The sequence below is a fragment of the Bacteroides galacturonicus genome (assembly GCF_003096855.1).
Lineage (GTDB): Bacteria > Bacillota > Clostridia > Lachnospirales > Lachnospiraceae > Lachnospira > Lachnospira rogosae.
The window spans coordinates 392,868-418,405 of sequence record NZ_QEOA01000004.1; the positions used below are offsets into that span (position 1 = coordinate 392,868).

At 35.4% G+C, this 25,538-nt stretch carries 24 protein-coding genes, 1 rRNA gene and 1 other RNA gene; 22 read left to right on the top strand and 4 right to left on the bottom strand.

The features are described from left to right. Positions 1-13 precede the first annotated feature (13 nt). The 6 genes from C7390_RS06745 (at position 14) to C7390_RS06770 (ending at position 5,241) form a co-directional block, all read left to right on the top strand. A complete protein-coding gene (locus tag C7390_RS06745) occupies positions 14-604 on the top strand; it encodes a cytidylate kinase-like family protein (protein WP_022502205.1) in 591 nt (196 codons plus the stop codon). Positions 605-755: 151 nt separating this feature from the next. Then, positions 756-1,235: a Cys-tRNA(Pro) deacylase gene (ybaK, locus tag C7390_RS06750; protein ID WP_022502204.1), complete on the top strand. Its 480-nt coding sequence runs from the start codon at positions 756-758 to the stop codon at positions 1,233-1,235. An 11-nt stretch (positions 1,236-1,246) separates the two neighbouring features. Next, positions 1,247-1,825: a hypothetical protein gene (locus C7390_RS06755; RefSeq protein WP_022502203.1), complete on the top strand. Its 579-nt coding sequence runs from the start codon at positions 1,247-1,249 to the stop codon at positions 1,823-1,825. Between the two features lie 171 nt (positions 1,826-1,996). Further along, entirely contained in the window at positions 1,997-2,671 is a 675-nt protein-coding gene (locus C7390_RS06760; RefSeq protein ID WP_022502202.1) for a response regulator transcription factor, read from the top strand. Positions 2,672-2,697: 26 nt separating this feature from the next. Beyond that, on the top strand, positions 2,698-4,440 hold the full coding sequence (locus tag C7390_RS06765) for an ATP-binding protein (protein WP_055307139.1): 1,743 nt from the start codon (positions 2,698-2,700) through the stop codon (positions 4,438-4,440). A 63-nt stretch (positions 4,441-4,503) separates the two neighbouring features. Then, positions 4,504-5,241 carry a DUF4352 domain-containing protein gene (locus C7390_RS06770; RefSeq protein WP_022502200.1) on the top strand — a complete coding sequence of 246 codons (738 nt, stop codon included), beginning with the start codon at positions 4,504-4,506 and terminating at the stop codon, positions 5,239-5,241. A gap of 48 nt (positions 5,242-5,289) precedes the next feature. Here C7390_RS06770 and C7390_RS06775 read toward each other — a convergent pair whose 3' ends face one another. Continuing rightward, on the bottom strand, positions 5,290-6,243 hold the full coding sequence (locus tag C7390_RS06775) for a pectinesterase family protein (RefSeq protein ID WP_116443836.1): 954 nt from the start codon (positions 6,241-6,243) through the stop codon (positions 5,290-5,292). Positions 6,244-6,416: 173 nt separating this feature from the next. Here C7390_RS06775 and C7390_RS06780 point away from each other — a divergent pair, with 173 nt between their 5' ends. Beyond that, complete coding sequence (locus C7390_RS06780; RefSeq protein WP_022502198.1) at positions 6,417-6,842, top strand: GNAT family N-acetyltransferase; 426 nt, start codon at positions 6,417-6,419, stop codon at positions 6,840-6,842. Positions 6,843-6,932: 90 nt separating this feature from the next. Next, complete coding sequence (locus tag C7390_RS06785) at positions 6,933-7,511, top strand: biotin transporter BioY (RefSeq protein WP_022502197.1); 579 nt, start codon at positions 6,933-6,935, stop codon at positions 7,509-7,511. A 151-nt stretch (positions 7,512-7,662) separates the two neighbouring features. Here the strand turns inward: C7390_RS06785 and C7390_RS06790 are convergent, their stop codons facing one another. Further along, entirely contained in the window at positions 7,663-8,304 is a 642-nt protein-coding gene (locus tag C7390_RS06790) for an RpiB/LacA/LacB family sugar-phosphate isomerase (RefSeq protein ID WP_022502196.1), read from the bottom strand. Positions 8,305-8,441: 137 nt separating this feature from the next. Between C7390_RS06790 and C7390_RS06795 the strand changes: the two genes are divergently transcribed. From C7390_RS06795 to C7390_RS06805, 3 genes are all read left to right on the top strand, one after another. Beyond that, positions 8,442-9,467, top strand: a complete 1,026-nt coding sequence (locus tag C7390_RS06795) for a sigma-70 domain-containing protein (RefSeq protein WP_318255739.1) — start codon at positions 8,442-8,444, stop codon at positions 9,465-9,467. 196 nt (positions 9,468-9,663) lie between these two features. Continuing rightward, a non-coding RNA gene (gene ssrS, locus C7390_RS06800) (6S RNA) lies at positions 9,664-9,841 on the top strand. Between the two features lie 258 nt (positions 9,842-10,099). After that, complete coding sequence (locus tag C7390_RS06805; RefSeq protein WP_116443837.1) at positions 10,100-12,400, top strand: SpoIID/LytB domain-containing protein; 2,301 nt, start codon at positions 10,100-10,102, stop codon at positions 12,398-12,400. A gap of 184 nt (positions 12,401-12,584) precedes the next feature. Here C7390_RS06805 and C7390_RS06810 read toward each other — a convergent pair whose 3' ends face one another. Beyond that, positions 12,585-13,481: a YihY/virulence factor BrkB family protein gene (locus C7390_RS06810; protein ID WP_022502193.1), complete on the bottom strand. Its 897-nt coding sequence runs from the start codon at positions 13,479-13,481 to the stop codon at positions 12,585-12,587. 406 nt (positions 13,482-13,887) lie between these two features. Between C7390_RS06810 and C7390_RS06815 the strand changes: the two genes are divergently transcribed. From C7390_RS06815 to thiI, 7 genes are all read left to right on the top strand, one after another. Then, positions 13,888-14,664, top strand: coding sequence for a segregation and condensation protein A (locus C7390_RS06815; protein WP_055174287.1), 777 nt, complete (start codon positions 13,888-13,890; stop codon positions 14,662-14,664). Between the two features lie 94 nt (positions 14,665-14,758). Continuing rightward, the gene (gene scpB / locus C7390_RS06820; RefSeq protein ID WP_070101523.1) at positions 14,759-15,376 is read left to right on the top strand and encodes an SMC-Scp complex subunit ScpB; all 618 of its coding nucleotides are present in this window, start codon (positions 14,759-14,761) and stop codon (positions 15,374-15,376) included. A 93-nt stretch (positions 15,377-15,469) separates the two neighbouring features. Continuing rightward, positions 15,470-16,864, top strand: a complete 1,395-nt coding sequence (locus C7390_RS06825; RefSeq protein ID WP_090139808.1) for an aminopeptidase — start codon at positions 15,470-15,472, stop codon at positions 16,862-16,864. 69 nt (positions 16,865-16,933) lie between these two features. After that, positions 16,934-17,890: a 50S ribosomal protein L11 methyltransferase gene (prmA, locus tag C7390_RS06830; RefSeq protein WP_116443838.1), complete on the top strand. Its 957-nt coding sequence runs from the start codon at positions 16,934-16,936 to the stop codon at positions 17,888-17,890. A gap of 27 nt (positions 17,891-17,917) precedes the next feature. Further along, on the top strand, positions 17,918-18,655 hold the full coding sequence (locus C7390_RS06835) for an RsmE family RNA methyltransferase (protein WP_055307135.1): 738 nt from the start codon (positions 17,918-17,920) through the stop codon (positions 18,653-18,655). Between the two features lie 2 nt (positions 18,656-18,657). Continuing rightward, positions 18,658-19,815 carry a cysteine desulfurase family protein gene (locus tag C7390_RS06840; protein ID WP_116443839.1) on the top strand — a complete coding sequence of 386 codons (1,158 nt, stop codon included), beginning with the start codon at positions 18,658-18,660 and terminating at the stop codon, positions 19,813-19,815. A gap of 31 nt (positions 19,816-19,846) precedes the next feature. Beyond that, positions 19,847-21,025 (top strand): tRNA uracil 4-sulfurtransferase ThiI, encoded by a 1,179-nt coding sequence (gene thiI / locus C7390_RS06845; RefSeq protein WP_055307133.1) that lies wholly within the window; start codon positions 19,847-19,849, stop codon positions 21,023-21,025. 84 nt (positions 21,026-21,109) lie between these two features. Here the strand turns inward: thiI and C7390_RS06850 are convergent, their stop codons facing one another. Continuing rightward, a complete protein-coding gene (locus C7390_RS06850; RefSeq protein ID WP_022204816.1) occupies positions 21,110-21,340 on the bottom strand; it encodes an HPr family phosphocarrier protein in 231 nt (76 codons plus the stop codon). 86 nt (positions 21,341-21,426) lie between these two features. Between C7390_RS06850 and mtaB the strand changes: the two genes are divergently transcribed. The 4 genes from mtaB to C7390_RS06870 form a co-directional block, all read left to right on the top strand. Continuing rightward, on the top strand, positions 21,427-22,791 hold the full coding sequence (mtaB, locus tag C7390_RS06855) for a tRNA (N(6)-L-threonylcarbamoyladenosine(37)-C(2))-methylthiotransferase MtaB (RefSeq protein ID WP_116443840.1): 1,365 nt from the start codon (positions 21,427-21,429) through the stop codon (positions 22,789-22,791). Next, positions 22,784-23,611, top strand: a complete 828-nt coding sequence (locus C7390_RS06860) for a type III pantothenate kinase (protein WP_318295593.1) — start codon at positions 22,784-22,786, stop codon at positions 23,609-23,611. Before mtaB ends, C7390_RS06860 begins: the two co-directional genes overlap by 8 nt. Further along, positions 23,612-24,805, top strand: coding sequence for a bifunctional phosphopantothenoylcysteine decarboxylase/phosphopantothenate--cysteine ligase CoaBC (gene coaBC / locus C7390_RS06865; RefSeq protein WP_022502183.1), 1,194 nt, complete (start codon positions 23,612-23,614; stop codon positions 24,803-24,805). A gap of 638 nt (positions 24,806-25,443) precedes the next feature. Beyond that, positions 25,444-25,538 (top strand): 16S ribosomal RNA (locus tag C7390_RS06870); the annotation flags it as partial.

Here is a 25,538-nt window from a genome sequence, read left to right on the forward strand (position 1 = left end):
AGGAGGCTTACATATGGCAAATAAAATTATTACAATCAGCAGGGAGTTTGGAAGCGGTGGACGATTTATCGGAGAAGAAGTCGCTAAGAAGCTGGGAATGAAATATTATGATAAAGATATAATCAGCCAGATAGCAGAAAAGTTGGGATTTTCAAAAGAGTATATCAGTCAGAATGCAGAACTATCACCTAAAAAAGGGTTGTTTGCATATGCACTTACAGGACGTGATACAACAGGAAAATCAGTAGAAGATATGGTGTATGAGGCTCAGAGAAAAGTAATTCTTGAAATAGCAGAAAATGATAGCTGTGTAATTATAGGAAGAAATGCTGATTATATATTAAAAGACAGGACGGATGTTATTAATATTTTTATACACGCAGATATGCCTGAAAAAGTAAAGAGAATATGCAGATTATATAATGTCACAGAAACTGAGGCTGTAGCGATGACAGCAGATATTGATAAAAGACGTATGACTAACTATCGTTATTATACAGACCAGAAGTGGGGAATGGCACGAAATTACACATTGACATTAAATAGTTCACAGCTAGGGTATGATATGTGTGAGAAGATTATAATGGAATGTGCACAGCAGTAGATTTTTATATGTAGTGATAAGATTTAATAGTTGAATTGATTGCATTTGTGTGCTGATTATTTTATTATTAATGCAAAGCAATTTACAATTCCTGCGAGGAGTTTAAATACTTTGACTAAAGGCAATTATTATAGAATTGGAGGAATATATTATGTCCGCAGATAAGACTAATGTTATGAGAAGTCTTGACCAGAAGAAGATTAAATATAAAGTACACGAATATAAGGAGTCAGGTGCAGTAAGCGGTGTGGAAGTTGCGGCGGCACTTGGACAAGACCCTAAGAGAGCATTTAAGACACTTGTTACAATAGGCAAGAGCGGCAATCATTACGTGTTTATGGTTCCTGTAGCAGAAGAACTCGACCTTAAGAAAGCTGCCAAATGTGTAGGTGAGAAGAATATTGAGATGATAAAGTCAAAGGAACTGCTTCCGCTTACAGGTTATATTCACGGTGGCTGTTCACCGGTTGGTATGAAGAAGTTCTTCAGGACAGTTATAGATAAGAGTGTGCTTGATATTGAAGATACAATATTTTTCAGTGCTGGAAAGATAGGATTTCAGATAGAAACCGATTACAGCGAATTAAAGAAAGTGATAAAGATAGAAGAAGATGATATTACTGTTGAATAGGAGGTCTGCATATGGACAAGGAAGTCAAGAAGCATATGGTTGGCGGGTATGAGTTTAATACTAAAGAAGATGCCCAGTTGGCCAAAGATGAACTTAATGCTATTAAATATGTGTCGGCAAAGACTAATACGAAAGATCCTAAGCAGGTATATAATCTTTATAATAAAATAATAGAACGTAAATTATTCTCGACACAGATAGGAATGAATTACCTTAAGCAGTTACAGACATTTTTATATAAGAGCAGTGAGATACCTAATGACAAAATCCAGCCTATCCCGATAAATGCGGATACACAGGAAGCACTCGACAAACGAAAGGAACAGATAGAATTTAAGAGTGAACTAAGAAATCTGTCTATTCAGGTAGCAAAATACAGGAATAATTTCATAAGGGCTATGGTATTAAATATTATTCTTGTTATAGTAATTATTGCGATGTTTGTAATATTAAAGACAAGTTCTAACCCTAATATATTAAATTATGAGGTCACTATCCAGAACAGGTATGCCCAGTGGCAGCAGGAATTGCAGTCGGAAGAGGAGTCTTTAAAGGCAAGGGAGCAGGAACTTAACAATAAAAAGAGGTAATTAAAAAGCAGTAAACACATTTTCTTAACATTAAGGACACATTTTTAACATAATTATTATTTAATATACAATAAAGAGTGGCAAAATGTGCTTTAGCTTTTGCCTTATATAATATTATAGAAGTTATATAGACATATTTAAAGTAATTATTAACACGGATTGGAGTATACAATGGATAATATTAAAGTATTAATGGTTGATGATGAAAGCAGAATGCGTAAGCTTGTAAGTGATTTCCTTACAAGAAAAGGATATATAGTTATTGAAGCTGGTGACGGAGAGGAAGCACTTGACAGATTTTATGCGGATAAGGATATATCACTTGTTATTCTTGATGTTATGATGCCTAAGATGAATGGCTGGGATGTATGCAGGGAGATTAGAAAGAATTCTAAAGTGCCTATTATTATGCTTACAGCTAAGAGCGATGAATCAAGCGAATTAAATGGATTTGAATGTGGTGCAGATGAATATATAGCAAAGCCTTTCAGTCCTAAGATTCTTACAGCAAGAGTTGATGCGCTTATTAGAAGAAGTTACAGCATTGATAGCAGTGAGGTGACAGATGTAGGTGGAATTATTATTGATAAAGCCGCACATATTGTTAAGATCGACGGACAGGAGATTGATTTAAGCTTTAAGGAATTTGAACTGCTTACATATTTTGTTGATAATAAAGGTCTTGCATTATCAAGGGAGAAGATACTAAATAACGTATGGAATTATGACTATTTTGGAGATGCTAGAACAATAGATACCCACGTTAAGAAGCTTAGAAAGAAGCTGGGAGATAAGGGTGATTATATTAAGACTATATGGGGAATGGGATACAAGTTTGAAATTTAACTTAGTATTAGTTGAGGAATACCAAGATGAATAAACATTCGATTAAATTTAAAATAACGCTGCTGATTGGTGGAATGATATGTGTTCTTATAGTTCTTCTTCTTGTATTTAATATAATATTTTCAGAAAAGTTCTATATGGAAGATAAACAGCAGGAGATGTTGAACGCATATAGTTCAGTAAATGATGCGTGTATACAATATTCAGATGATAGTATTTCAGAAACAGATTTACGGAATAATCTTGAACAGATATCGACCTCTAAGGGCATATCTATGATTATAGTAAATAGTGACTGGACGACTTTTTATGTAAGCACTCACGGAGATGAGATGCTTCTGGAAAGATTGAAAAAGAGTATATTTAATAATGATATTTTCCAGAATATACCATCTAAGAGTAATAGTGATTCATCTAACACAGACGGAAGCACTGATAATAATGGTACTTCTTCTGATAGCAGGAATGGCCAGAACAGCGGAAGTGTCACAGATGATAATAATATGAAAAATGATTTTGGTGATTTGTCAGATAGTGATAAGTCAGCATTATTTGGTGGTAATTCTGATAACAATGGTGATAAGAAGACACCTCCGGAAAAGATTATCGATATGTCAGGCAACGGAGCTAACGAGGTCAGGGAGATTATACTTGAGAATGATAAATATACAGTTCAGGAAGTATATGACAGTCGTCTGTTAGATGACTATATCGAATTATGGGGAACATTGGATAATGGTGATTTTATTCTTATAAGGACTCCTATACAGAGTGTCAAAGATAACGTGCACATTTCTAATACGCTTATAACTTATGTTGGTATAGGAACACTTCTTATAGGTGTTGTTGCGGCATTTGTGTTATCCTCATATATCTCACGTCCTATAAAGCAGCTTTCTGATATAGCAGAGAGAATGTCTAACCTTGATTTTGAGGCACATTATGAGGGCGATGATAAAGGTGAGATAGGACTTTTGGGAGATAGTATGAATAATATGTCCCATAAGCTTGAGGAGAATATTTCACAGCTTAAGGCTGCCAACCTTGAACTCCAAAGAGATATTGATAAGAAGGAAAAGCTTGAGCAGATGAGAACAGATTTCTTATCAAATGTATCACACGAATTAAAAACACCTATAGCACTTATTCAGGGCTATGCAGAGGGGCTTAAGGAAGGCATTACAGATGATCCGGAGAGTATGGATTTCTACTGCGATGTTATTATAGATGAAGCCAACAAGATGAATAATATGGTGAAGAGACTTCTTACGCTTAACCAGATTGAATTTGGTGAAGATGAGCTTGTTATGGAAAGATTCGATATTAATGAGCTTGTAAAGTCAGTAGCCGCCGCTAATGAATTAAGGGCTTCACAGAAGGAACTAACAATACAGACATTTATGAGTGAAGAACCTCTTTATGTATGGGCAGATGAATATAAGGTTGAAGAGGTGATAACTAATTATATCTCTAATGCAATTAATCACTGCTGTAATGAGAACATCATTAAAGTGAATGTTGAACAGATTGATAAAGATAATGTAAGGGTTACTGTATACAATTCTGGAAAGAATATACCCGAGGAGGATATTGAACATATATGGGAGAAGTTCTATAAGGTAGATAAAGCCAGAACAAGAGAGTATGGCGGTAACGGAATAGGGCTTTCAATTGTTAAGGCGATTGTTGAATCTATGGGCAAGCAATGCGGTGTGAGAAATGTTTCTGATGGAGTTGAGTTCTGGTTTGACCTTGATTGCAAATTATGATAGAATTCATATAGTTGAATTGAATTGTGGTGCGTATTAGAGGAACGCAGGAATGGAGATTATATGAAGAAGATAGCTATAGCTGTCTTGTCAGCAGTATGTGTATTTGCGCTGGCAGGTTGTGCTGATGATGTAACAATGGACAATGAACAGAATGATATTGTAGCTGAATACATAGCAGGTACTCTGCTTAGACATTCCTATGCTAATGAATGGAAGTATTCTAAGCTTAGTAATCCAACATTTAATAAGTCAGGACAGAGTACAACAACTACTGGAAAGAATAATACTACTGGTACAACAGCAGCTAACAAGCAGACAACAACAGCCGTGGGACAGACAGGTACGACAAGTACAACAGGAACAACTCAGGCAGGTATTAAGGCGGCAAGCATTACTGAAGCCTTAGGTCTTAGTGGTGTTACTGTTAGCTATAAGAAGGTATCGGTAGGTAACAGATATCCAACAGATGCATATGCTGTATGTGTTCCGGCAGATAGCGGCTGTAAGGTAGTAGCAGTTGAGTTTACAATTAAGAATACAGGTTCAGCGGTATATAATGCAACAACTAAGTCAGCTAATGTCACAATGAAGCTTAGTGCAGGAAGTGGCACTTACACACAGTATAAGTCAATGTTAAAGAATGATATATGTAATCTTGATAAGGTTACAATCAATGCAGGAGAGGAATATACAGCGGCAGCAGTATTTCAGGTTTCAACAACAGATGCCGGAGCTTCTGGTATGAAGCTTGAAGTGTTATCTGGAACACAGCAGGTAGAAACAATTAATTTACAGTAATATAAAAAGTATCGGAGAGGTCAGATCCTGTCCGATACTTTTTTCATTTTATCTGAAATCTTTTCCTAATACATTTTCTTTAGTATACATAGCAGCTTCATCTGCTGTCAGGATATGTGCAAATGAAGCTCTTTCATTAGGCTTGTAGCCCTCACCATATCCGTTGTATTCAGCGTAAAATGCTGTTTCGTGTGATTCAGGCTTATTCCAGTCATGAAAACCTGAGCCAGCAATCTGAGAGGAATATTCACAGTTTATTAATACGGTCTTTGCGTGTATTCTCCAAGGCCTGCTTAAATAACAAGTTCCATCTGGACAGTTGCCAGTGAAATTACAATTTTCAAATACATAGCCATATTTCTGGTCTTCATATGTAGAAGGTGCGGTATAATAACTGTTGATTTCCTTATTGCGGTTTAAGGCATATAATGTACAATTCTTAAAATATGCAGTAGCACTTCCGAAGATGAAATCAATCTCACCGCTTATAAAGCAGTCTTCATATAATTGTCTTGAGAGAATTCTTGGTGCGAATTCTGTAGGACCTGTAAATCCGCCCGGCTGTTTTTCTTTAAGAGGGAGAGGACCGGTAAAGAGAGTGTCCTGATGACCAAGTAGTTTGCAGTTTTTGAAAGTAATATTATCCCCTTCCGCATATACAGCGATAGCTTGTCCAACCTCAGTACCAAAGCCTGATGAATTCACGAAGGTAATATTATAGGCGTGGAAGTTATTGGCGTGTACAAAGAAAGTATAAGACCTGAAGGTACCACGTTTGGTGTTATCAGGCATAGTCATTAATGCGTAATAGTCTTTGGTTATAATTACGTTATCCATAGACTCACCAATAAGAGTTATATTATTGTGTGTAATCTCAACACGCTCGTTATAAGTACCATTTTTAATAAAAATTGTCTCTGATACTGTTGAGCTGCTTATAGCATCAACAGCTTCCTGAATAGATGCATAGTCACCTGTATTATCTTTTGAAACAGTAATCATATAAGCCTCCATAAATTTTATTAGGTTTACATCTGATGAAATATAGTAAATGCAAAACCTATGTGCTATTATATCATTTTTTTCTTAAGTTAAAATGCTTTTATAGACATAAATATAAAAAAATTGTATACTGATTGATAAAATAAAAAGGTGTATTAAAGGATAAGTGTAAAATGATTAGAATAGTTGAAGATGTAAAAGATGTAAATATATATTTGGGACTGCGTGATAAAGTGGGCTGGATAAAACTTACAAAAGCTCAGGCACAGGAAGCACTTAATAACAGCGTGAAAGTGTTTACTGTATTTGATGATGACAAGCCTATAGGAATGGGAAGGGTTGTTGGAGATAAGGCAGTTATAAGCTATATTCAGGATTTGATAGTGATACCGGAATATCAGGGGAAGCATATCGGAAGTGAACTTATAGAACATATTATAGCGTATGTTAAGTCTATAACAATGGAGGACTCAAGAATGATGTTATGTCTTATGTGTGCCAAGGGACGTGAGATATTCTATGAAAAGCATAATTTTATTGCAAGACCGACAGAGGCGTTAGGACCGGGAATGATTCAGTATATATATTCAGAACAATAAAGCTTGACAATACATAAAAACAATTGTAAACTAAACTGGAATTGAGGTTAACAATCAACCTTAAATCTTTTATGAGGAAGGTAAAGACAAGTGAAAGAGAAGAAGTTTACAGTTTATCAGTTATGTTTTATGGCACTTATGGCGGCAGTTACATGCATATTAGCACCATTATCAATACCTATAGGGCCTATTCCAATATCACTTACTAATCTTGTGGTATATTTTACAGTATATGTGATTGGCCTTAAAGCAGGAACATGCAGTTATTGTTTATATGTGTTATTAGGAGTTGTTGGTCTTCCTGTATTTTCAGGATATGTAGGAGGTCCAGCTAAGATTGCAGGACCAACAGGTGGATATATTGTTGGATTTGTGTTGATGGCACTTATAGGTGGATATGTAATTGAGAAGACTAATCGTAATATGGTTCTTGTTATAATTGCGTGGATAGTTGGAACAATGGTTGATTACGCATTAGGAACAGCATGGTTTGCCTATGTACAGCATTGTACAGTGGGTTACGCACTTAAGGTATGTGTGTATCCATTTATTGTATTTGATCTTATTAAGATAGTAGCGGCTACATTTCTCGGAAAGGCGGTGCGATATGCACTTGTTAAAGCAGGGTTATTATCTAATGATAAGGTAGTAAGCGGGGTAACAGCATAATTTGTTATATATACAGACAACTAATAAAAAGCAGCTTTTCTACAGATAGGAAAGCTGCTTTTTATTAGCGATAAAGATGTGCTGATGTACACATCAATATCCGTATTAATAAATTAAATTGATTGATAATAATCCTGTAGAGCTTATTAAATTAAGCAAGTAAAGTCTTAACGTATTCAGCAATCTTTTCGTCCTTGCAGTTAGCAAAGAAGAGTTCCTGGAACTTTTCTCCAGCTACAGCACCCTTAACAAGATCCTGGTCAAGGTTCTTAAGAACACTGATTAAATCCTGATTAAGAGTAACCTTTCTTACTTCATCAAGAATCTTCTTATTTCTCTGTTCTGGAACAACTCTTTCCTTAGGATAACCACCACCTGGTTCGCCTTCAAATAACTTTTCAAAAATGTATGTAAGGTTTAATTCAGCACCCCAGCCAAATCCCTTAGCGAATGGAAGAGCGATTGCATTACCATCGTTAATCTGCATAAACATATATGCATCTGAAGGGTCAACAACGTGTCCACAAAGAACATTAGGGAATGAGTTAAGTGCAAGCATAGCACCTTCACCAGTACCACAGCCTGTTACTACAAAATCACAAGCACCTGAGTTAAGAAGGATAGCAGCTAATATACCATTCTGTACATATGTAAGCTGAGCTTTGTCATCAGCAGAATACATACCATAGTTGTCTACGGTATGTCCCTTGCTTTCAGCTACTTTCTTAAGATTAGAGTAAATTAAATCATTCTTTGCAGCCTGACTGTTTTCGTTAATTAAAGCGATTCTCATTATTAAAAACCTCATCTTTCCTGATATTATTCCGATTATTACGGATATATTAAATATACTGAAATATATAATATTTGTCAAATTGATAAAATAGCAGATATATGTTAAAATCCCTTAGTGGAAAAGGAGAATGTGTTATGGCAGTTAATAATAAAGATGCTAAAGCAACATTTATGGAAGCTTTAGACGGACTTAAAGAATACGCAAAGGTTAATGGAAATATAGTTACCAAGGACGATGTTAAGAGTTATTTTAACGGACTTGAATTAGATGATAACAGATACTCAATGATAATGGGTTATCTTATGGCTAATAATATTACAATAAATGGAGTAGATGGAGCAGACAATGAATTCCTCCATATGCTTGAAAGTACTAAAAATGATGCTGTAAATAATGATGATAATGGAATAGCACAGGAAGATACTTCATATACTGAAACAGACGACGGAATTATTAAAAAGATAAATGTTACAGAGGAAGAGGTTAATAATCTGCCAGAAAAAGAAGCTGTTATGGCGGCTCAGATGATAGCAGATAATATGGACTATTCCGAAGATGATATATATCTTGAAAGATACCAGAAGGAGCTTGAACAGATACAGCCAGTATCAGATACTACAAGAGCTTACCTTTTAATTAATATCGTTGAAGATAATGATAAAGAGTCTTTAAAGCTTTTGTCTGAGTCATATCTTGGAAAAATTGTAGGCTGGGTTGAACCTTTCAGGTGCAGGGGAGTGCTTGCGGCAGACCTTGTTCAGGAGAGTAATCTTTCAATGATGGCTTATATAGGACAGAGGCAGTGGCTTAATAATTACGAATGGAAAGATAAGATAAAAGAGGGAACTACAGAAGATTTAATTCAGGTGCTTAATGAGATTGACAATGAAGTTAAGTATCAGGCAGAAGAAAGTATGCGTATGCTGATTGATGAACAAATGGACAGCAATAAGATATCTGGAAAGGTTCTTAATAAAGTTAATTATGTCAATGACTGGGCAGTAAGATTAAAAGAAGAACTTGGAAGAAAGCCGTCAGTTAAGGAAGTCGCAGAGCGTATGGGTGTATCTGAGGATATTGTAAGGGAAGCTGTATCATTATCTGCAGAGGCAATTGAAGACATAAGCGATGCCAAGACTAATAAAGATAATGATAAGTAAAATGGTAATTAAGTAATGTAATTATACATATGATAAAATGGTAAATAATTAATTATGATAAGCAGTATATTATAAAAGTAATTAATTAAGATAGGTAATAAATATTAGAATTTTTATTATAAAATTACATATATTATATTGTATCTAAGAGATTTATGTAGTAGAATAATTATAGTTGATAAGAAGAACAATTTAATAATTCCTGGGGCGTGCGAGAACCTCACTTATTTTGATCCTACATTTCATCGACGGGATTCCTATATCTCCATTCTAATGTCGGGCCTCCTCTGAGTGGATGGCAGCGGTATGGATGCGGTAACCCACCTAGCATTGCTAGGAGTCGAAAACGTGGGGGACGGCGCTTTGGGATAATTGTGTTAAGTTACTATGAAGACAATCTTGTTTTCATAGTTTTTTTATTTAACAGGAAATTCCATCAGAATTTCCTGTTAAATAAAAAGCCCTTAGCGAAGATTCACACTTACACGAAGATGTAGTCTGCCGCAGATGACCGCATTCAGTACAGGAATGTGCTTTGCACATTCTTCTTTATGTAGTAATAATCAGTGACTTTCAAGAATATATATAATTGATGCTGTACAGGCATAATATATTTGAGAGGTTAGGTTGATATGGTAAAGACCGTAATAATCAGAAAACGGACAATATTTATATATGGATTATTAGTGCTGGTACTGGCAATAGGTGTTGTTGTGCTGGAAACATTTATTAATAAATCCAATAATGACGAATACATAACTTATGCACAGGCGGCAAAGATGATTGCTTATGCCAATGTAGATGATACGCAGGCATTTGAAACAGGAGAAGTGTGGTACAAGCCATATATTGAATATGTCAATATTAATGGATATATGCAGTGTGAAGAGGCTGACGATTATATTATGATGAAAGATGTATACATACTTTCAAAGAAACTTAATGCAGGTGATACAACATTTGAGAGTGTTGGAATACAATCACTTAGCCAGTTAAACAATAATAACAGAGTTGTGACTAAGCAGGAATTTATAGATTATTACATATTGCTTCTGCCGTATTGCAGTAGCGGGCAGGAGGTTGAGAGAGTTGAACTTGGAATTGCTGGAACACCTGCGGAGCTTAATGTTAGTGAGTGGGAAATGTATACAACTAAGGGAAAGTATATATTTGACGGAATAATTGCAACACCTTATATAGACAGGCAGGTATTGGCAATAGTAAGGGATAACCGTTTATTGTGTATTGAAAGAAAAATATCTGACGAGGTTGATTACAGTAATGTGTGGCTTAAATATGACAATAACGGAATGTTATATGTGAATTTCTATGGAGTTGAGAAGAAGCTCAAGATAGGCAGGGTTAATGATGACATAGATAATACGCTTGCCGATATTCATCTGAGTAAGGGAAAGGTGAAGAATATATCCGTCAAAAAGGATATTATCAAAGGGAAAGTTCTCTCTGTAACTAATGAATATGTAGAGATAGATGGGTATGGAAAAGTTCCATTAGATGAACAATTTATAATATATGATAATGTATCAGATGTAAAAACGCATAATTATGATGAGATTATAGTTGGTTATTCACTCCAGCGTTTTATAGTTGCTAATGGAAAGGTATGTGGGGCAATTATTGGCGAAGAATTAAAGCATGATAATATAAGGGTTATGTTAAAGACAACAGGTTACAAGGATTTATTTCATAACAGTGTGTCGCTGTCATCAGATAGTATAATACATATAACCTGTGCAGATGTACAATGGGATATTGCGGCAGGTGAAAGCTTTGATATAGACAGCAATGATGAAAGATTAGCCACGGGGCGTATTGTGCTTAGTACTGATGATGGAAGCATAACGATTAATTCTATTAAGAGAAGTCAGGGAAATCCGTCCTATAAGGGTAATATAGAGCTTGCCTTATATGATGAGGGTATTGCGGTGATTAATGAAATTGATATCGAAGATTATTTAAAAAAAGTTGTGCCTAGCGAAATGCCTGTGTCATTTGGCGTTAATGCCTTAAAATGTCAGGCTGTATGTGCAAGAAGCTATGCATATACACAGCTTACGAATAATTATTACAGTGAGTATGGTGCACACATAGATGATAGTGTGTCGTTTCAGGTATACAATAATACATATGACAGTGCAGAGGCTGATGAGGCGGTTATTGCTACGGCTGGAATGGTCGCTGTATATAATGGTGAACTTGTAAAGACTTATTATTATTCGACTTCCTGCGGTTATACAGCTGATGTGTGTGCGTGGGGGAGTGATGAGGATAATTATCCGCAATATGCTTCTGTAAGGGCAGGAACATCTGATTATAATGCTGATATTAAGTCGGAAAAGACATTTGAGCAGTTTATAACGGACAAAGATAGCAGTGATTATGACAGTGAAGCAGATATGTACCGTTGGAAGACCGTCATAGGTATAAGTGAGCTTACGGCACATTTTAATTCACTTATAGGAAGTTATTTAAGAAAGAACGGCTCGGTATATATATTAGAAAATGGAGAGCCGTCCGATAAAGTGGTTAATGATATAGGAAATATTGCAAGCATTAAAGTGATAGAACGTGGCTGTGGCGGAGTTGTAGCTGCACTTATGGTAGAAGGCAGTAAGGAAACCTGTATTGTCAAAGGAGAAAATGCAGTAAGAAGCCTTATGGGTAATAATAAATGTGCAATAATAACTCAGAGCAGGGAGATATATAATGATATTCTTCCGAGTGCTTTCTGTATATTCAAACCAGTATATGATAATGGCACGCTTGTATCATACGAAATAACAGGCGGCGGCTACGGACACGGAATTGGAATGAGCCAGAATGCGGTTAAGAAAATGTCAGAAACTATGGATTATACAGATATTTTAAAATTCTTCTATAACAATATAGAGATTAAGAATATAAATGATTAGTGCTTGTAAAATGGATTAAAATAATCTGATAGAGATATAAAAATAGGACTGTTGCAGTGATGCTCCCGTTGTATAACGGAAGGGCATTCAATGTGACAGTCCCGTTTGCTTACTATTTGTACTTATAAGTATGTCGATATTGCTGGTGTCTGTATATCCATTTATTTCAATAATAAATATAGCTTTATTGTTTAGCAGCATTGACGACTACTTTCTTAGCTTTTTTTGAATGCTTTGAAATACGCCAAGGTCTTAGTATATTCTTCTCGATAAGGGAATTGAACTCAGCACCGAGAAATAATATAAGAATACATATATACATCCATATAAGAAGAAGCATAAAAGTTGTAAGACTTCCATAAGTATATGAGTAGTGTGTCATATATGTAATGTATAATGAGTAAAGTTCAGAGAACAGATACCATCCAATACTTGCAAGAAAAGCACCTGGAATTTCTTCTAAAGGACGTTTTTTAATTGTAGGTATGAACGAATACATTACAGTGAAGAATATTGTAAGCAGAGTAGGAACAAGAAATAACCTGTTGCTGAATATTGCGTTAATAATTGTAATATCAATTGAAAATGCACTAAGATGTCGTTCAATAAATGCTGAAAGGTGTTCGCCAAATACGATTATGACAAGGCTTGTTGCAATTGATAATAGCAGTATTAAAGCATATATGCTTGAAAATAATCTCTGTATTAGCCAGCTTCTTTTAAGCTCGTAATTGTTAATACGGTTAAGGCAGGTCTTTATTGTCATAAAGCCTTTGCCAGCTGACCATATTAAGCCGATAGCAGTTACCGACAGAATTGTTATTGATGAAGAATTCTCAATATCAACTATTATGTTTAGTAACAGACCGTGGAATTCTGTAGGAATTATATTCTCAAAAAGATTCATAAGGTCGGTTGAAGTTACTGGGAAATAATGTATTATGCTTATTAGTGCAAGTACGAATGGCATAAAGCTTAAAAGCAGATAGTAGCAGGTCTGTGCTGCATATTCAGTAAGCCGGTCTTTGGTGATTTTGTTGTAAGCTTCCTGACAGGTGAAAATCACACGGGCAATTTTCATGCTGTTTCTCCTCTCTAAAAATTTTAATAAAATATTTGAAAAAACCTCGGTATATACAGTGCTTTTGTAAGTTACAAGTTTGTGCTTGCCGCAAACTTGATATTTGAAAAAACCTCGGTATATACAGTGCTTTTGAAAGTCACAAGTTTGTGCTTGTCACAAACTTGATATTTGAAAAACTTCGGTATATACAGTGCTTTTGAAAGTCACAAGTTTGTGCTTGTCACAAACTTGATATTTGAAAAAACTTAGATGTAAGGTTTTTTCAAATTATTATATGTTATTTTCCCACAATTATCAATAAGTTAATAACTTGCATTACTATTATATTTTATGTACAATATATAAGTTAATGAATAAAATCAGGTTAAGTGTAACCTGTTAATGAAAGGTAGGCTCGCTTATAATGGGGATTAGTGTAAAGCTTCAGGCTTTTGAAGGTCCGTTAGATCTTTTACTGCATCTTATAGATAAGAATAAAGTTAATATATATGATATTCCAATAGCTGATATAACAGAGCAGTATATGGAATATGTCAATAAAATGCAGGAGGAAGACTTAAATGTAGTAAGCGAATTCCTTGTTATGGCGGCTACACTGCTTGATATAAAATGCCGTATGCTTCTTCCAAAGGAAGTTGATGAGGAAGGTAATGAGCAGGATCCAAGAGCAGAGCTTGTCGAAAAGCTGTTAGAATACAAGCTTTATAAGGCAATGGCAGAAGAGCTTAAAGATAAGCAGATGGATGCCACAAAGCTTTATTATAGAAAGCCTGATATTCCTAAAGAGATCAGTGAATATGTGCCAGAGGTTGATATAAAAGATGTCATAGGAGATACCGATCTTTTAAAGCTTAATGCAATATTTTCAGACGTAATGAGAAGAAAAGATGAAAAGGTTGACCCAATAAGAAGCAAGTTCGGTAAGATAGAGAAAGAAGAAGTTACTATGTCAGAAAAGCTTGTTGATATTAAGGCGTTTATGATGGAACATAGGACATTCAGTTTCAGGGAACTTCTTATGAAGGGGGCTTCAAAGGTTGCGGTTATTGTTACATTTCTTGTTGTATTAGAGCTTATTAAGACAGGATTTGTTATTGTAGAGCAAGAGGGGACTTGCGAGGAAATATATATAACAGTGACGAAGGATCCGGAACTTATAGAAGGAATTACCGAAGAATAATTAATAATACAGCAATGCTTTATAAGTTTTAAAAGCATATATGTATATGACACAGTAAGTGTGTATTAATTCTGTTAATTAAAGCAGGATAAGAATGGAGTGCAGAATGAGTATAGAAAAGACAGAAGCGGCAATAGAAGCTATACTATTTACTATGGGTGAATCAGTAGAAGCAGAAAAGATTGCAGTGGCTATAGAACACGATGTCGATACAACAGTCAAGATTATCCATAATATGATGGATAAATATGAAAATGAAGACAGAGGTATCAAGATAATTGAATTAGAGGGAAGCTTCCAATTATGTACCAAAGAAGAATATTACGACAATCTTATTAGAATATGCAGTCAGCCAAGACGATATACATTGACAGATGCAGCACTTGAAACGCTCTCAATAATAGCGTACAAGCAGCCGGTTACCAAGATAGAGATAGAAAAGATAAGAGGTGTTAATTCAGACAGGTCAGTTAATAAGCTTGTTGAATTAGAACTTGTTAAAGAAGTTGGAAGACTTGATGCACCGGGAAGACCGATGCTTTTTGGAACAACTGAAGAATTCCTTAGAACATTTGGTGTAGGTTCTATTGACGAACTGCCGGTTATAAGCGAGGATATGGTTGAACAGTACAAGGAAGAGGCTGAATATGAAATAGCAAGCGAATTAAAAGAAGAAGCTATGAATGAGGAACAGCTTACACTGGACATATAATCAGCCGGACATTTATGTATAGATGGTTAGAATATAATGAGTTCACCTGATACAAGTAGTTATCTGAAACAGTGGGCAGAAATGAGGTATATTATGGAAAGAGCAAATGCGTGGAATAAGTATGATTCTAAAAAGAAAGCAGAAGTATTTGATTTTGCGGAACAGTACAGACAGTTCATCTCAAAATGCAAGACAGAAAGAGAATGTGTAAAGGAAGGCGTTAGGCTTTTAAAGGAAGCTGGCTATGCGGACTTAAAAGACGTTATTGCTGATAACAGGACATTAAAAGCTGGCGATAAAGTGTATGCTGTCAATATGAATAAGGCACTTGTTGCGTTTAATATAGGTGAAGAACCTATAAGTGCAGGAATGAACATACTCGGAGCACATATAGACTCACCAAGACTTGATATAAAGCAGAACCCTCTCTATGAAGAAACAGGACTTGTTCTTCTTGATACACATTATTATGGTGGTATTAAGAAATACCAGTGGGTCGCAATTCCACTTGCCATTCACGGAGTTGTTGCATTAAAGAATGGAACAACAGTAGAGATTGTAATTGGTGAGGATATGTCTGATACAGTAGTTGGTGTATCTGACCTTCTTATACATCTTGCTTCGGAGCAGATGGAAAAGAAAGGCACAAAGGTTGTTGAGGGTGAAGCACTTGATATTCTTGTTGGAAGTATGCCACAGGAGAAGGAAGAATGCGATAAGGAAGCTAAAGATGCTGTTAAGAAGAATATACTTGCAATATTAAAGGATAAGTATGGAATAGAGGAAGAAGATTTCTTATCAGCAGAATTAGAAGCTGTTCCAGCAGGTCCTGCAAGAGATTATGGAATAGACAGAAGTATGATAATGGGCTATGGACACGATGACAGAGTGTGTGCATATCCATCACTTATAGCACTTATTAATTCAAGTGAAGTTAAGAGAACAGGTGTATGTATTCTTGTTGATAAAGAGGAAATTGGAAGCGTTGGTGCTACAGGAATGCAGTCAAGATTTTTTGAAAATATGGTTGCAGAAGTTATGGACAGATGTGGAAATTATTCTGAGCTTGGATTAAGAAGAGCACTTGCTAATTCTTATATGTTATCATCAGATGTAAGTGCGGCATATGACCCTAACTATGCGAGTGTATTTGAGAAGAAAAATGCAGCTTATTTTGGCAAAGGCATGGTGTTTAATAAATACACAGGTGCAAGAGGCAAGAGCGGCTCTAATGATGCATCAGCAGAATTTGTAGGAAAGTTAAGAAAGGTTATGGATGATGCAGATGTATCATTCCAGACAGCTGAACTTGGCAAGGTAGACATCGGCGGTGGTGGAACAATAGCTTATATATTAGCTAATCTTGATATGAATGTAATTGACAGTGGCATTGCTGTACAGAATATGCACGCGCCATATGAAGTTATAAGCAAAGCAGATTTGTATGAAACATTAAAGGGTTATGAGGCATTTTTAAAAAATGCTTAATAATACAATAATGCAAAAGTGATTATATAATATTTGCAAAATATTAATATTTGGAAGGATGACATATATATGAAATGGAATAGATATTCAATTAAGACAACAACACAGGCTGTTGATTTAATAAGCAGTGCTCTTGATGATATAGGAATTGAGGGGATAGAGATACAGGACAATGTACAGCTTACACAAGAAGAAGCTAAGACAATGTTTGTTGATTTTATTCCTGAGCTGCCACCAGATGATGGAACAGCAGTTGTTAATTTTTATATTGATTCAGATGAGGACGATGGAACATTAGTTAAAAAGGCTGAGCAGGAAATTAAAGATTTAAGAATGTTTGTTGATATCGGTGAAGGAACAATAACAAGGTCTGAGACAGAAGATAAAGACTGGATTAATAACTGGAAGCAGTACTGGCATACATTTACAATCGGTAATCTTTATATTAAGCCAACCTGGGAAGAGATTACAGAGGAGATGAAAGGACATCCTGTCCTTAGCATTGATCCGGGAACTGCATTTGGAACAGGTTCACACGAAACAACAAGAATGGTTATTAAGCAGCTTGAAAAGTATGTTAAAAAAGGTGACAGAATACTTGATGTAGGCTGTGGAAGCGGAATACTTTCAGTAGTTGCCATTAAATATGGCGCGGAATATGCACTTGGTACAGATCTTGACCCTAATGCAATTATTGCCTCAGAAGAGAATTCAGTTCAGAATAATATAACTAAGGAGCAGTTTGAGGTTATTGAGGGTAATATAATTGATGATAAGAATATTAAGGATAGATGTGGATATGAATGTTATGATATAGTGTGTGCTAATATTCTTGCTGATGTATTAGAGCCATTATCAGTTAATATCCACGAGCATATGAAGCATGGAGCATATTTTATAACTTCTGGAATTATTAATACTAAAGAAGATGAAGTTGTTAATGCTTTCAAGAAGAATTCAGAGCTTGAGATAGTTGAGATTAACCACGATGGCGAATGGGTTAATGTAACAGCCAGAAGAAAGTAATTAATAGATAACGCGAAAGGATTACATATGTATCATTTTTTTGCAGAGCACGAGAATATATTTGACGATTACATTGATATTAAAGGCGGGGATGTTAATCATATTAAGAATGTACTGCGTTTAAAAAAGGGTGATGAGATACTTATAAGCAGTGGTGATAATTATGATTATAATTGTATTATTGATACAATAACCGATGATTATGTACGAAGCCTTATAACATCAGTTAATGAGAAAGGCAATGAACTTTCATCAAAGGTATATTTATTTCAGGGACTTCCTAAAGCTGATAAAATGGAACTTATTATACAGAAGATGATTGAGCTTGGCGTGTATGAGATTGTTCCTGTAGCAATGAAAAGAAGTGTTGTAAAGCTTGATGATAAGAAAGCAAAGAGCAAGGTTGCAAGATGGAATACAATAGCTGAAAGTGCTGCCAAACAGAGTAAAAGAAGTATTATGCCAAAGGTTAGTGATGTTGTAAGTTTTAAGCAGGCAGTTGCTATGGCTTCGGAATTAGATGTATTATTACTTCCTTATGAGTGTGCAGAAGGAATTGAACATACAAGACAGGTTATTGCTTCTATCGGGAAAGGAAAGAGCATAGGTATCTTTATTGGACCAGAGGGTGGTTTTGATAAAGATGAACTTGAGCTTGCAACTAATGCAGGAGCTGATATAATAACACTTGGCAGACGTATATTAAGAACCGAGACAGCAGGTCTTATGCTGATGTCGGTGCTTATGTACAATATGGAGGAATAATAATGCAGGCATATCTTGATAATTCAGCAACGACAAAGTGTGCACCTGAGGTTGTAGATGTGTGCGTAAAAGTTATGAGTGAAGATTATGGCAATCCATCATCAAAGCATATGAAGGGCGTTGAAGCTGAAAATTATATAAAAGAAGCAAAAGAAACAATAGCTAAGACTTTAAAGTGCCAGGAAAAGGAAATACTTTTCACATCAGGCGGAACAGAGTCTAACAATATGGCAATAATAGGAACTGCTATGGCTAATAAGAGAAAAGGCAATCACGTTATTGTGTCATCGGTAGAACATTCATCTGTAAAAGAGCCTTTTAACTTTCTTAGTGAGAATGGTTTCAGGGTAACATATCTTAAAGTTGACAGAAATGGAATTGTGGACCTTAATGACCTTAAGGAAGCGTTAGATGATGAAACAATTCTTGTATCAGTAATGTATGTCAATAATGAGATTGGTGCAGTTGAACCTATTGAAGAAATCGGACATATTGTAAAAAGCTACAATCCTGATATAGTGTTTCATGTAGATGCAATTCAGGCATATGGCAAATACAAAATAGTACCTAAGAAGTATAACATAGATTTATTATCTGTAAGTGGACATAAGATACACGGTCCAAAGGGAAGCGGATTTTTATATATTAAGGATAAGACAAGAATTAAACCTATAATATATGGCGGTGGACAGCAGAAGGGTATGCGTTCTGGAACAGAAAATGTACCAGCAATCGCAGGACTTTCGGCAGCAGTCAAGCTTATATATAATGACCAGTTTGAGGATAAGATTAATAAGCTGTATGAGCTTAAAGACTATTTTATAGATGAGCTTGAGAAGCTTGATGATGTTGTTATCAGTTCATATAAGGGTACAAAGTCAGCACCTCAGATTGTAAGTGTAAGCTTCAGGGGTGTAAGGGCAGAGGTGCTGCTTCACGCACTTGAGGATAAGAATATATATGTATCCTCAGGTTCAGCCTGTTCTTCTAACAAGCCGGGCTTAAGCAATACGCTTGTTGCGATAGGTCTTGATAATGACCTGCTTGACAGCACATTAAGATTCAGCTTCTGTTATAATACAACTAAGGAAGAACTTGACTATGCAGTCAGTGCATTAAAAGAACTTCTTCCTGTGTTAAGAAAGTATACAAGACATTAATAATATAATTAAAATTGAATGGAGATAAAAGATGTATAAAGCATTTTTGATTAAATATGGAGAGATAGGTGTAAAGGGTAAGAACAGATACCTTTTTGAAGATGCACTTGTAAGACAGATAAGATTTGCCCTTGAAAAGGTTGAGGGGGAATTCGTAGTATCTAAGGAAAATGGAAGAATATATGCTACAGCACAGACAGAATTTGACTATGATGAGGCTGTAGAAGCATTAAAGACTGTATTTGGAATAATTGGAATATGTCCAGTTGTGCAGATAGAAGATAATGGCTTTGATGACCTTGCTGAACACGTTATTAAGTATATTGATGAGGCATATCCTGATAAGAATGTTACATTTAAGGTAGATGCAAGAAGAGCAAGAAAGAACTACCCTATGAATTCTATGGAGATTAATATGGAGATGGGTGGAAGAATATTAGATGCATTTCCTGAGATGAAGGTAGATGTTCATAAGCCACAGGTGCTTTTGCAGATTGAGATTAGAAAGCATATTAATATATATTCAATAGAAATTCCAGGACCAGGAGGAATGCCAATAGGAACTGCTGGTAAGGCAATGCTTTTATTATCAGGAGGAATTGACAGCCCTGTAGCTGGGTATATGGTTGCCAAGAGAGGTGTGCAGATAGAAGCTACATATTTCCATGCACCACCATATACAAGTGAGAGAGCTAAGCAGAAGGTAGTAGACCTTGCAAGACTTGTGTCTAAATATGCAGGTCCAATAACTCTTAATGTAGTTAATTTTACAGATATACAGCTTGCTATATATGAGAAGTGTCCTCACGATGAGCTTACAATCATTATGAGAAGATATATGATGAAGATTGCAGAAGAACTTGGCAAGGAAAGCAAATGTATGGGACTTGTTACAGGTGAGAGTATCGGACAGGTCGCAAGCCAGACTATGCAGAGCCTTTACTGTACTAATGAAGTATGTACAATGCCAGTATACAGACCGGTTATTGGTTTTGATAAGCAGGAGATTATTGATATATCAGAAAAGATAGGAACATATGAGACATCAATCCAGCCATTTGAGGACTGCTGTACAATATTTGTAGCTAAACATCCAGTTACAAAGCCTAATCTTAATATAATCAAACAGCACGAGCATAACCTTGATGATGTTATTGATGAGCTTATGAAGACAGCCATAGAAACTACAGAAAAGATAGTTGTTAAATAAAATGATGTAAATAATAACAGGGTGCCATACGAATTAACGTGTGACATCCTGTTATAGAATAACCATATTAAACTGTCTGGCTGATTATACAATATATGGCTTTAATACAGCAAGAATTGTATCAATATCATTCTCAGCGTGAATATTTAAGTCGATAGGCTTTGATAAATCAAGGCTGAAAATACCCATAATAGACTTTGCATCAATTACATATCTTCCAGATACAAGGTCAAAGTCAACATCAAACTTTGTAATATCATTTACAAAGGATTTAACTTTATCGATTGAGTTTAATGAAATCTGTACAGTTTTCATTGGAATACCTCCCATAATATAATAATTTGCTTACTGAGTTAATTATAATATTTATGGGATTTATGTCAAGAACAAAGGAGGCCGATTTGAAAAAAGTTGCGATACACAACCTTGGTTGCAAGGTTAATTCATACGAAGCAGAGTCAATGGAGCTTATGCTTAAAAATGCAGGCTATGAAATAGTTCCATTTGATGAAGCGATAATTGCAGATGTATATATAATAAATACCTGTTCGGTTACTAATATAGCAGACAGAAAGTCCCGCCAGATGTTACACAAGGCTAAAAAGATGAATCCATCAGCAGTTGTAATAGCTGCCGGCTGTTATGTACAGGCAGATGAAGCAGGAGTTAAGAAAGATGAAGCTGTAGATATCGTGCTTGGCAACAATATGAAGATTAATATTGTTGATGTGCTTGAGCAGTATTTTAAGGATAATACAGCAGACGAATATGTGGTTGATATAAGCCACGATACAGAATATGAAGAATTAAAGATAGATAAAGTAAGTGAGCATACAAGGGCATACATTAAAATACAGGACGGATGTAACCAGTTCTGTTCATACTGCATTATTCCTTATACAAGAGGAAGAATAAGAAGCAGGGCGATTGAAGATGTTGTAGAGGAAGTTAGAAGATTAGCTGACAATGGCTATAAGGAAGTTGTTCTTACCGGAATACATCTTTCTTCTTATGGCAGGGATACAGGTAAAGAGACCTTGTTAGATGTTATAGAGGCGGTTAATTCAATTGACGGAATTGAAAGAATCAGACTTGGTTCATTAGAACCAAGAATTGTGACAGATGAATTTGTCAGCCGTATAAGCAGTATGAAAAAGCTTTGTCCACATTTTCACTTATCATTACAGAGCGGCTGTGATAAGACACTTAAGGCTATGAACAGAAAGTATGATACTGCTGAATACTTAAAGGGCTGTGAAATTCTTAGAAAATATTATGATAACCCAGCGATTACGACAGATGTTATTGTGGGCTTTCCTGGTGAGACAGAAGAAGACTTCAAGATTACGAAAGCATTTGTTGAGAAGGTGCATTTTTATGAAATGCACATATTTAAGTATTCAAGAAGAAAAGGCACAGTTGCAGATACTATGCCTGATCAGGTAGATGATAAGATTAAGACAGCAAGAAGTAATGAACTTATTGAGCTTGCTAATGAAATGTCAGCACAGTACAGAAGTACATATGCAGATAGTGATTTGAGCGTGCTTATTGAAGAAAAGCAGAATATAGCTGGAAAAGAGTATTATACAGGCTATACACCTAATTATATAAGAGTTATGATTTCGGCAGAAGAATTTGATAAAGAAAATGTTTGCAGTAATTCAGGCAATGGTAATATAATTAATAATATATATACAGTGAAGGGCTGCGGTCTTGATAAAGAAAAGCTGCATATAATCGGAATGGAGAATTATAATGGCTGAATTAAAGTTAAGAAAGAATGAAAAAGGAATGATACTTGCAATTGATATGGGAAATACCAATATCGTTATTGGCTGTGTTGATGACAAGAAAGTATTATTTGAGGAAAGATTATCAACAGATTATTCAAAGACAGAATTGGAATACGCCATAGGTTTTAAGACGGTGCTTGAAATATATAATATTAACTCAGATGACATAAAAGGAGCAATTATATCATCAGTTGTCCCGCAGCTTGTTAATATAATAAAAGCGGCAGTAGAAAAGACAGTTGGAATTACACCGCTTATGGTCGGACCTGGAATAAAGACAGGTCTTAACATTCTTATGGATCAGCCAAGACAGGTTGGAACAGATATGATAGTTGATGCAGTTGCTACACTTAATGGCTACGGTGCACCAGCCATAATTATAGATATGGGAACAGCGACAACTATAAGTGTTGTAGATGAGAAAGAGAATTATATAGGTGGAGTTATACTTCCGGGAATACGTGTGTCAGTTGATTCGTTAGTATCAAGAACAGCACAGCTTCCAAGAATAAGCCTTGATACACCAAAGAGTGTTATGGGTAAGAATACTATTGATTGTATGAAGAGTGGAGTTATATATGGCAATGCTTCGTGCATAGATGGTATGCTTGACAGAATTATAGAAGCTAATGGTTTTGGAGTTAATGGAAAGCCAGAAGCGAAAGTTATAGCTACAGGTGGACTTGCAAAGGTTATAGTTCCTCACTGTAAGCATAATATACACATAGATGCGGAATTATTGCTTAAAGGTCTTAGAATTATATATGATAAGAATGTGGAGGGTAATTAAATGCTTAAAGGTAAAAATGTACTGCTTTGTGTTACAGGAAGCATAGCAGCTTATAAAATTGCAGAGCTTGCAAGCAGACTTGTTAAGCTTCATTGTAATGTTGATGTTATAATGACTAAAAATGCGACGAATTTTATCAATCCTATAACATTTGAAACACTTACAGGCAATAAGTGCATAGTAGATACATTTGACAGGAATTTTCAATTTAATGTTGAACACGTTTCACTGGCTAAGAAAGCAGACTGCGTTATGATAGCACCAGCCTCAGCTAATATAATAGGCAAGATAGCTAATGGGATAGCAGATGATATGCTTACAACAACTGTAATGGCTTGCAAATGCAAAGTTATGATATCGCCTGCTATGAATACTAATATGTATGATAATCCTATTGTGCAGGATAATATCGCCAGGTTAAGAAGATTTGGATATGAAGTTATTGAGCCAGATAGCGGTTATCTTGCGTGTGGTGACACTGGAAGGGGCAAAATGCCATCGCCGGAGAGCCTTTTATGGTACATTTTAAAGGAAACAGCATATGAAAAGGACATGAAGGGCATTAAGCTTTGTGTAACAGCAGGTCCTACAAGAGAAGCAATAGACCCTGTAAGATTTATCTCTAATAATTCTACAGGGAAAATGGGCTATGCAATAGCCAGAATGGCAATGCTTCGTGGAGCAGATGTTACACTTGTATCAGGAAAGGTTGATGTTCCACCAGTTCCATTTGTTAATATTATAAATGTTATATCAGCACAGGATATGTATGATGCTGTCACCGAAGAAGCAAAGAATTCAGATATTATAATTAAAGCCGCCGCAGTAGCGGACTATACACCTTTAAATGTAAGCGATAATAAGATAAAGAAAAAAGACGGCGATATGTCAATTGCCCTTAAACGCACAAAGGATATAATAGGAACGCTTGGAGAACATAAAAAAGAGGGACAGTTTATATGTGGATTTTCTATGGAAACAGAAAATGTAATTGCCAATTCCAAGGATAAGCTTATTAAGAAGAATATGGATATGATAGTTGCTAATAATGTAAAGGTAGCCGGGGCAGGCTTCGGAACAGACACTAATGTTGTAACTATAATTACCGGGGAAGATAATATTGAACTGCCTATGATGTCTAAAGAAGATGTTGCTTCAAAGATACTTGACTTTATAATGGCAAAGCGTAGGTAAGATATTGGCACGTTAATATATAATGTATGTAATAAAAGTACATATTATAATAATTGATTTATATAAGGTTTAGTTTAAGACAGAAATTCAGTGACTTAAAATTGCAATTTGTTAATTTGAAGTCACTGAATTTTATAGCGGAAATAGTGTGGATTTATGTTTGTATACAGATATATGCCCCAAATTTATAAAAAAGTTTGGTGGTACAAATCCAGTAAATATAAGACTTTACGAATGTTTATAATAGATTTGGCGAAAAAAATCAAAAAAAGTTGAAAAAAGATGTTGACATATGTGAGAGGTGGTGATATTATAATCAAGTCGCCGCGAGAGATGAGCGACACAAAAGCTTCTCAAGCACAGATGAATACTGGATTTGAGAACAATGAACTTTGATAACTGAACAGAAAGACAACCTTGAAAATTCTTTTTAGAATTTCGAGATGAGTACATAATTCATTGGAATTAAGTATACATCTTTTGTGAACATCATTCAAGCAATTGAATGAATCCTTAAACACAGTATAAGGAAACTATTAAAGCTAGTTAGTTTAAGACTGACAAGGCAAACTTGATGTTTTGAAAAACATCTGGGAGTTACGAAGTAACTCTTAAATGTTTTTGCGAAGCAGAACATATTTTATGAGAGTTTGATCCTGGCTCAGGATGAACGCTGGCGGCGTGCTTAACACATGCAAGTCGAACGAAGCATTTGCGACAGATTTCTTCGGTT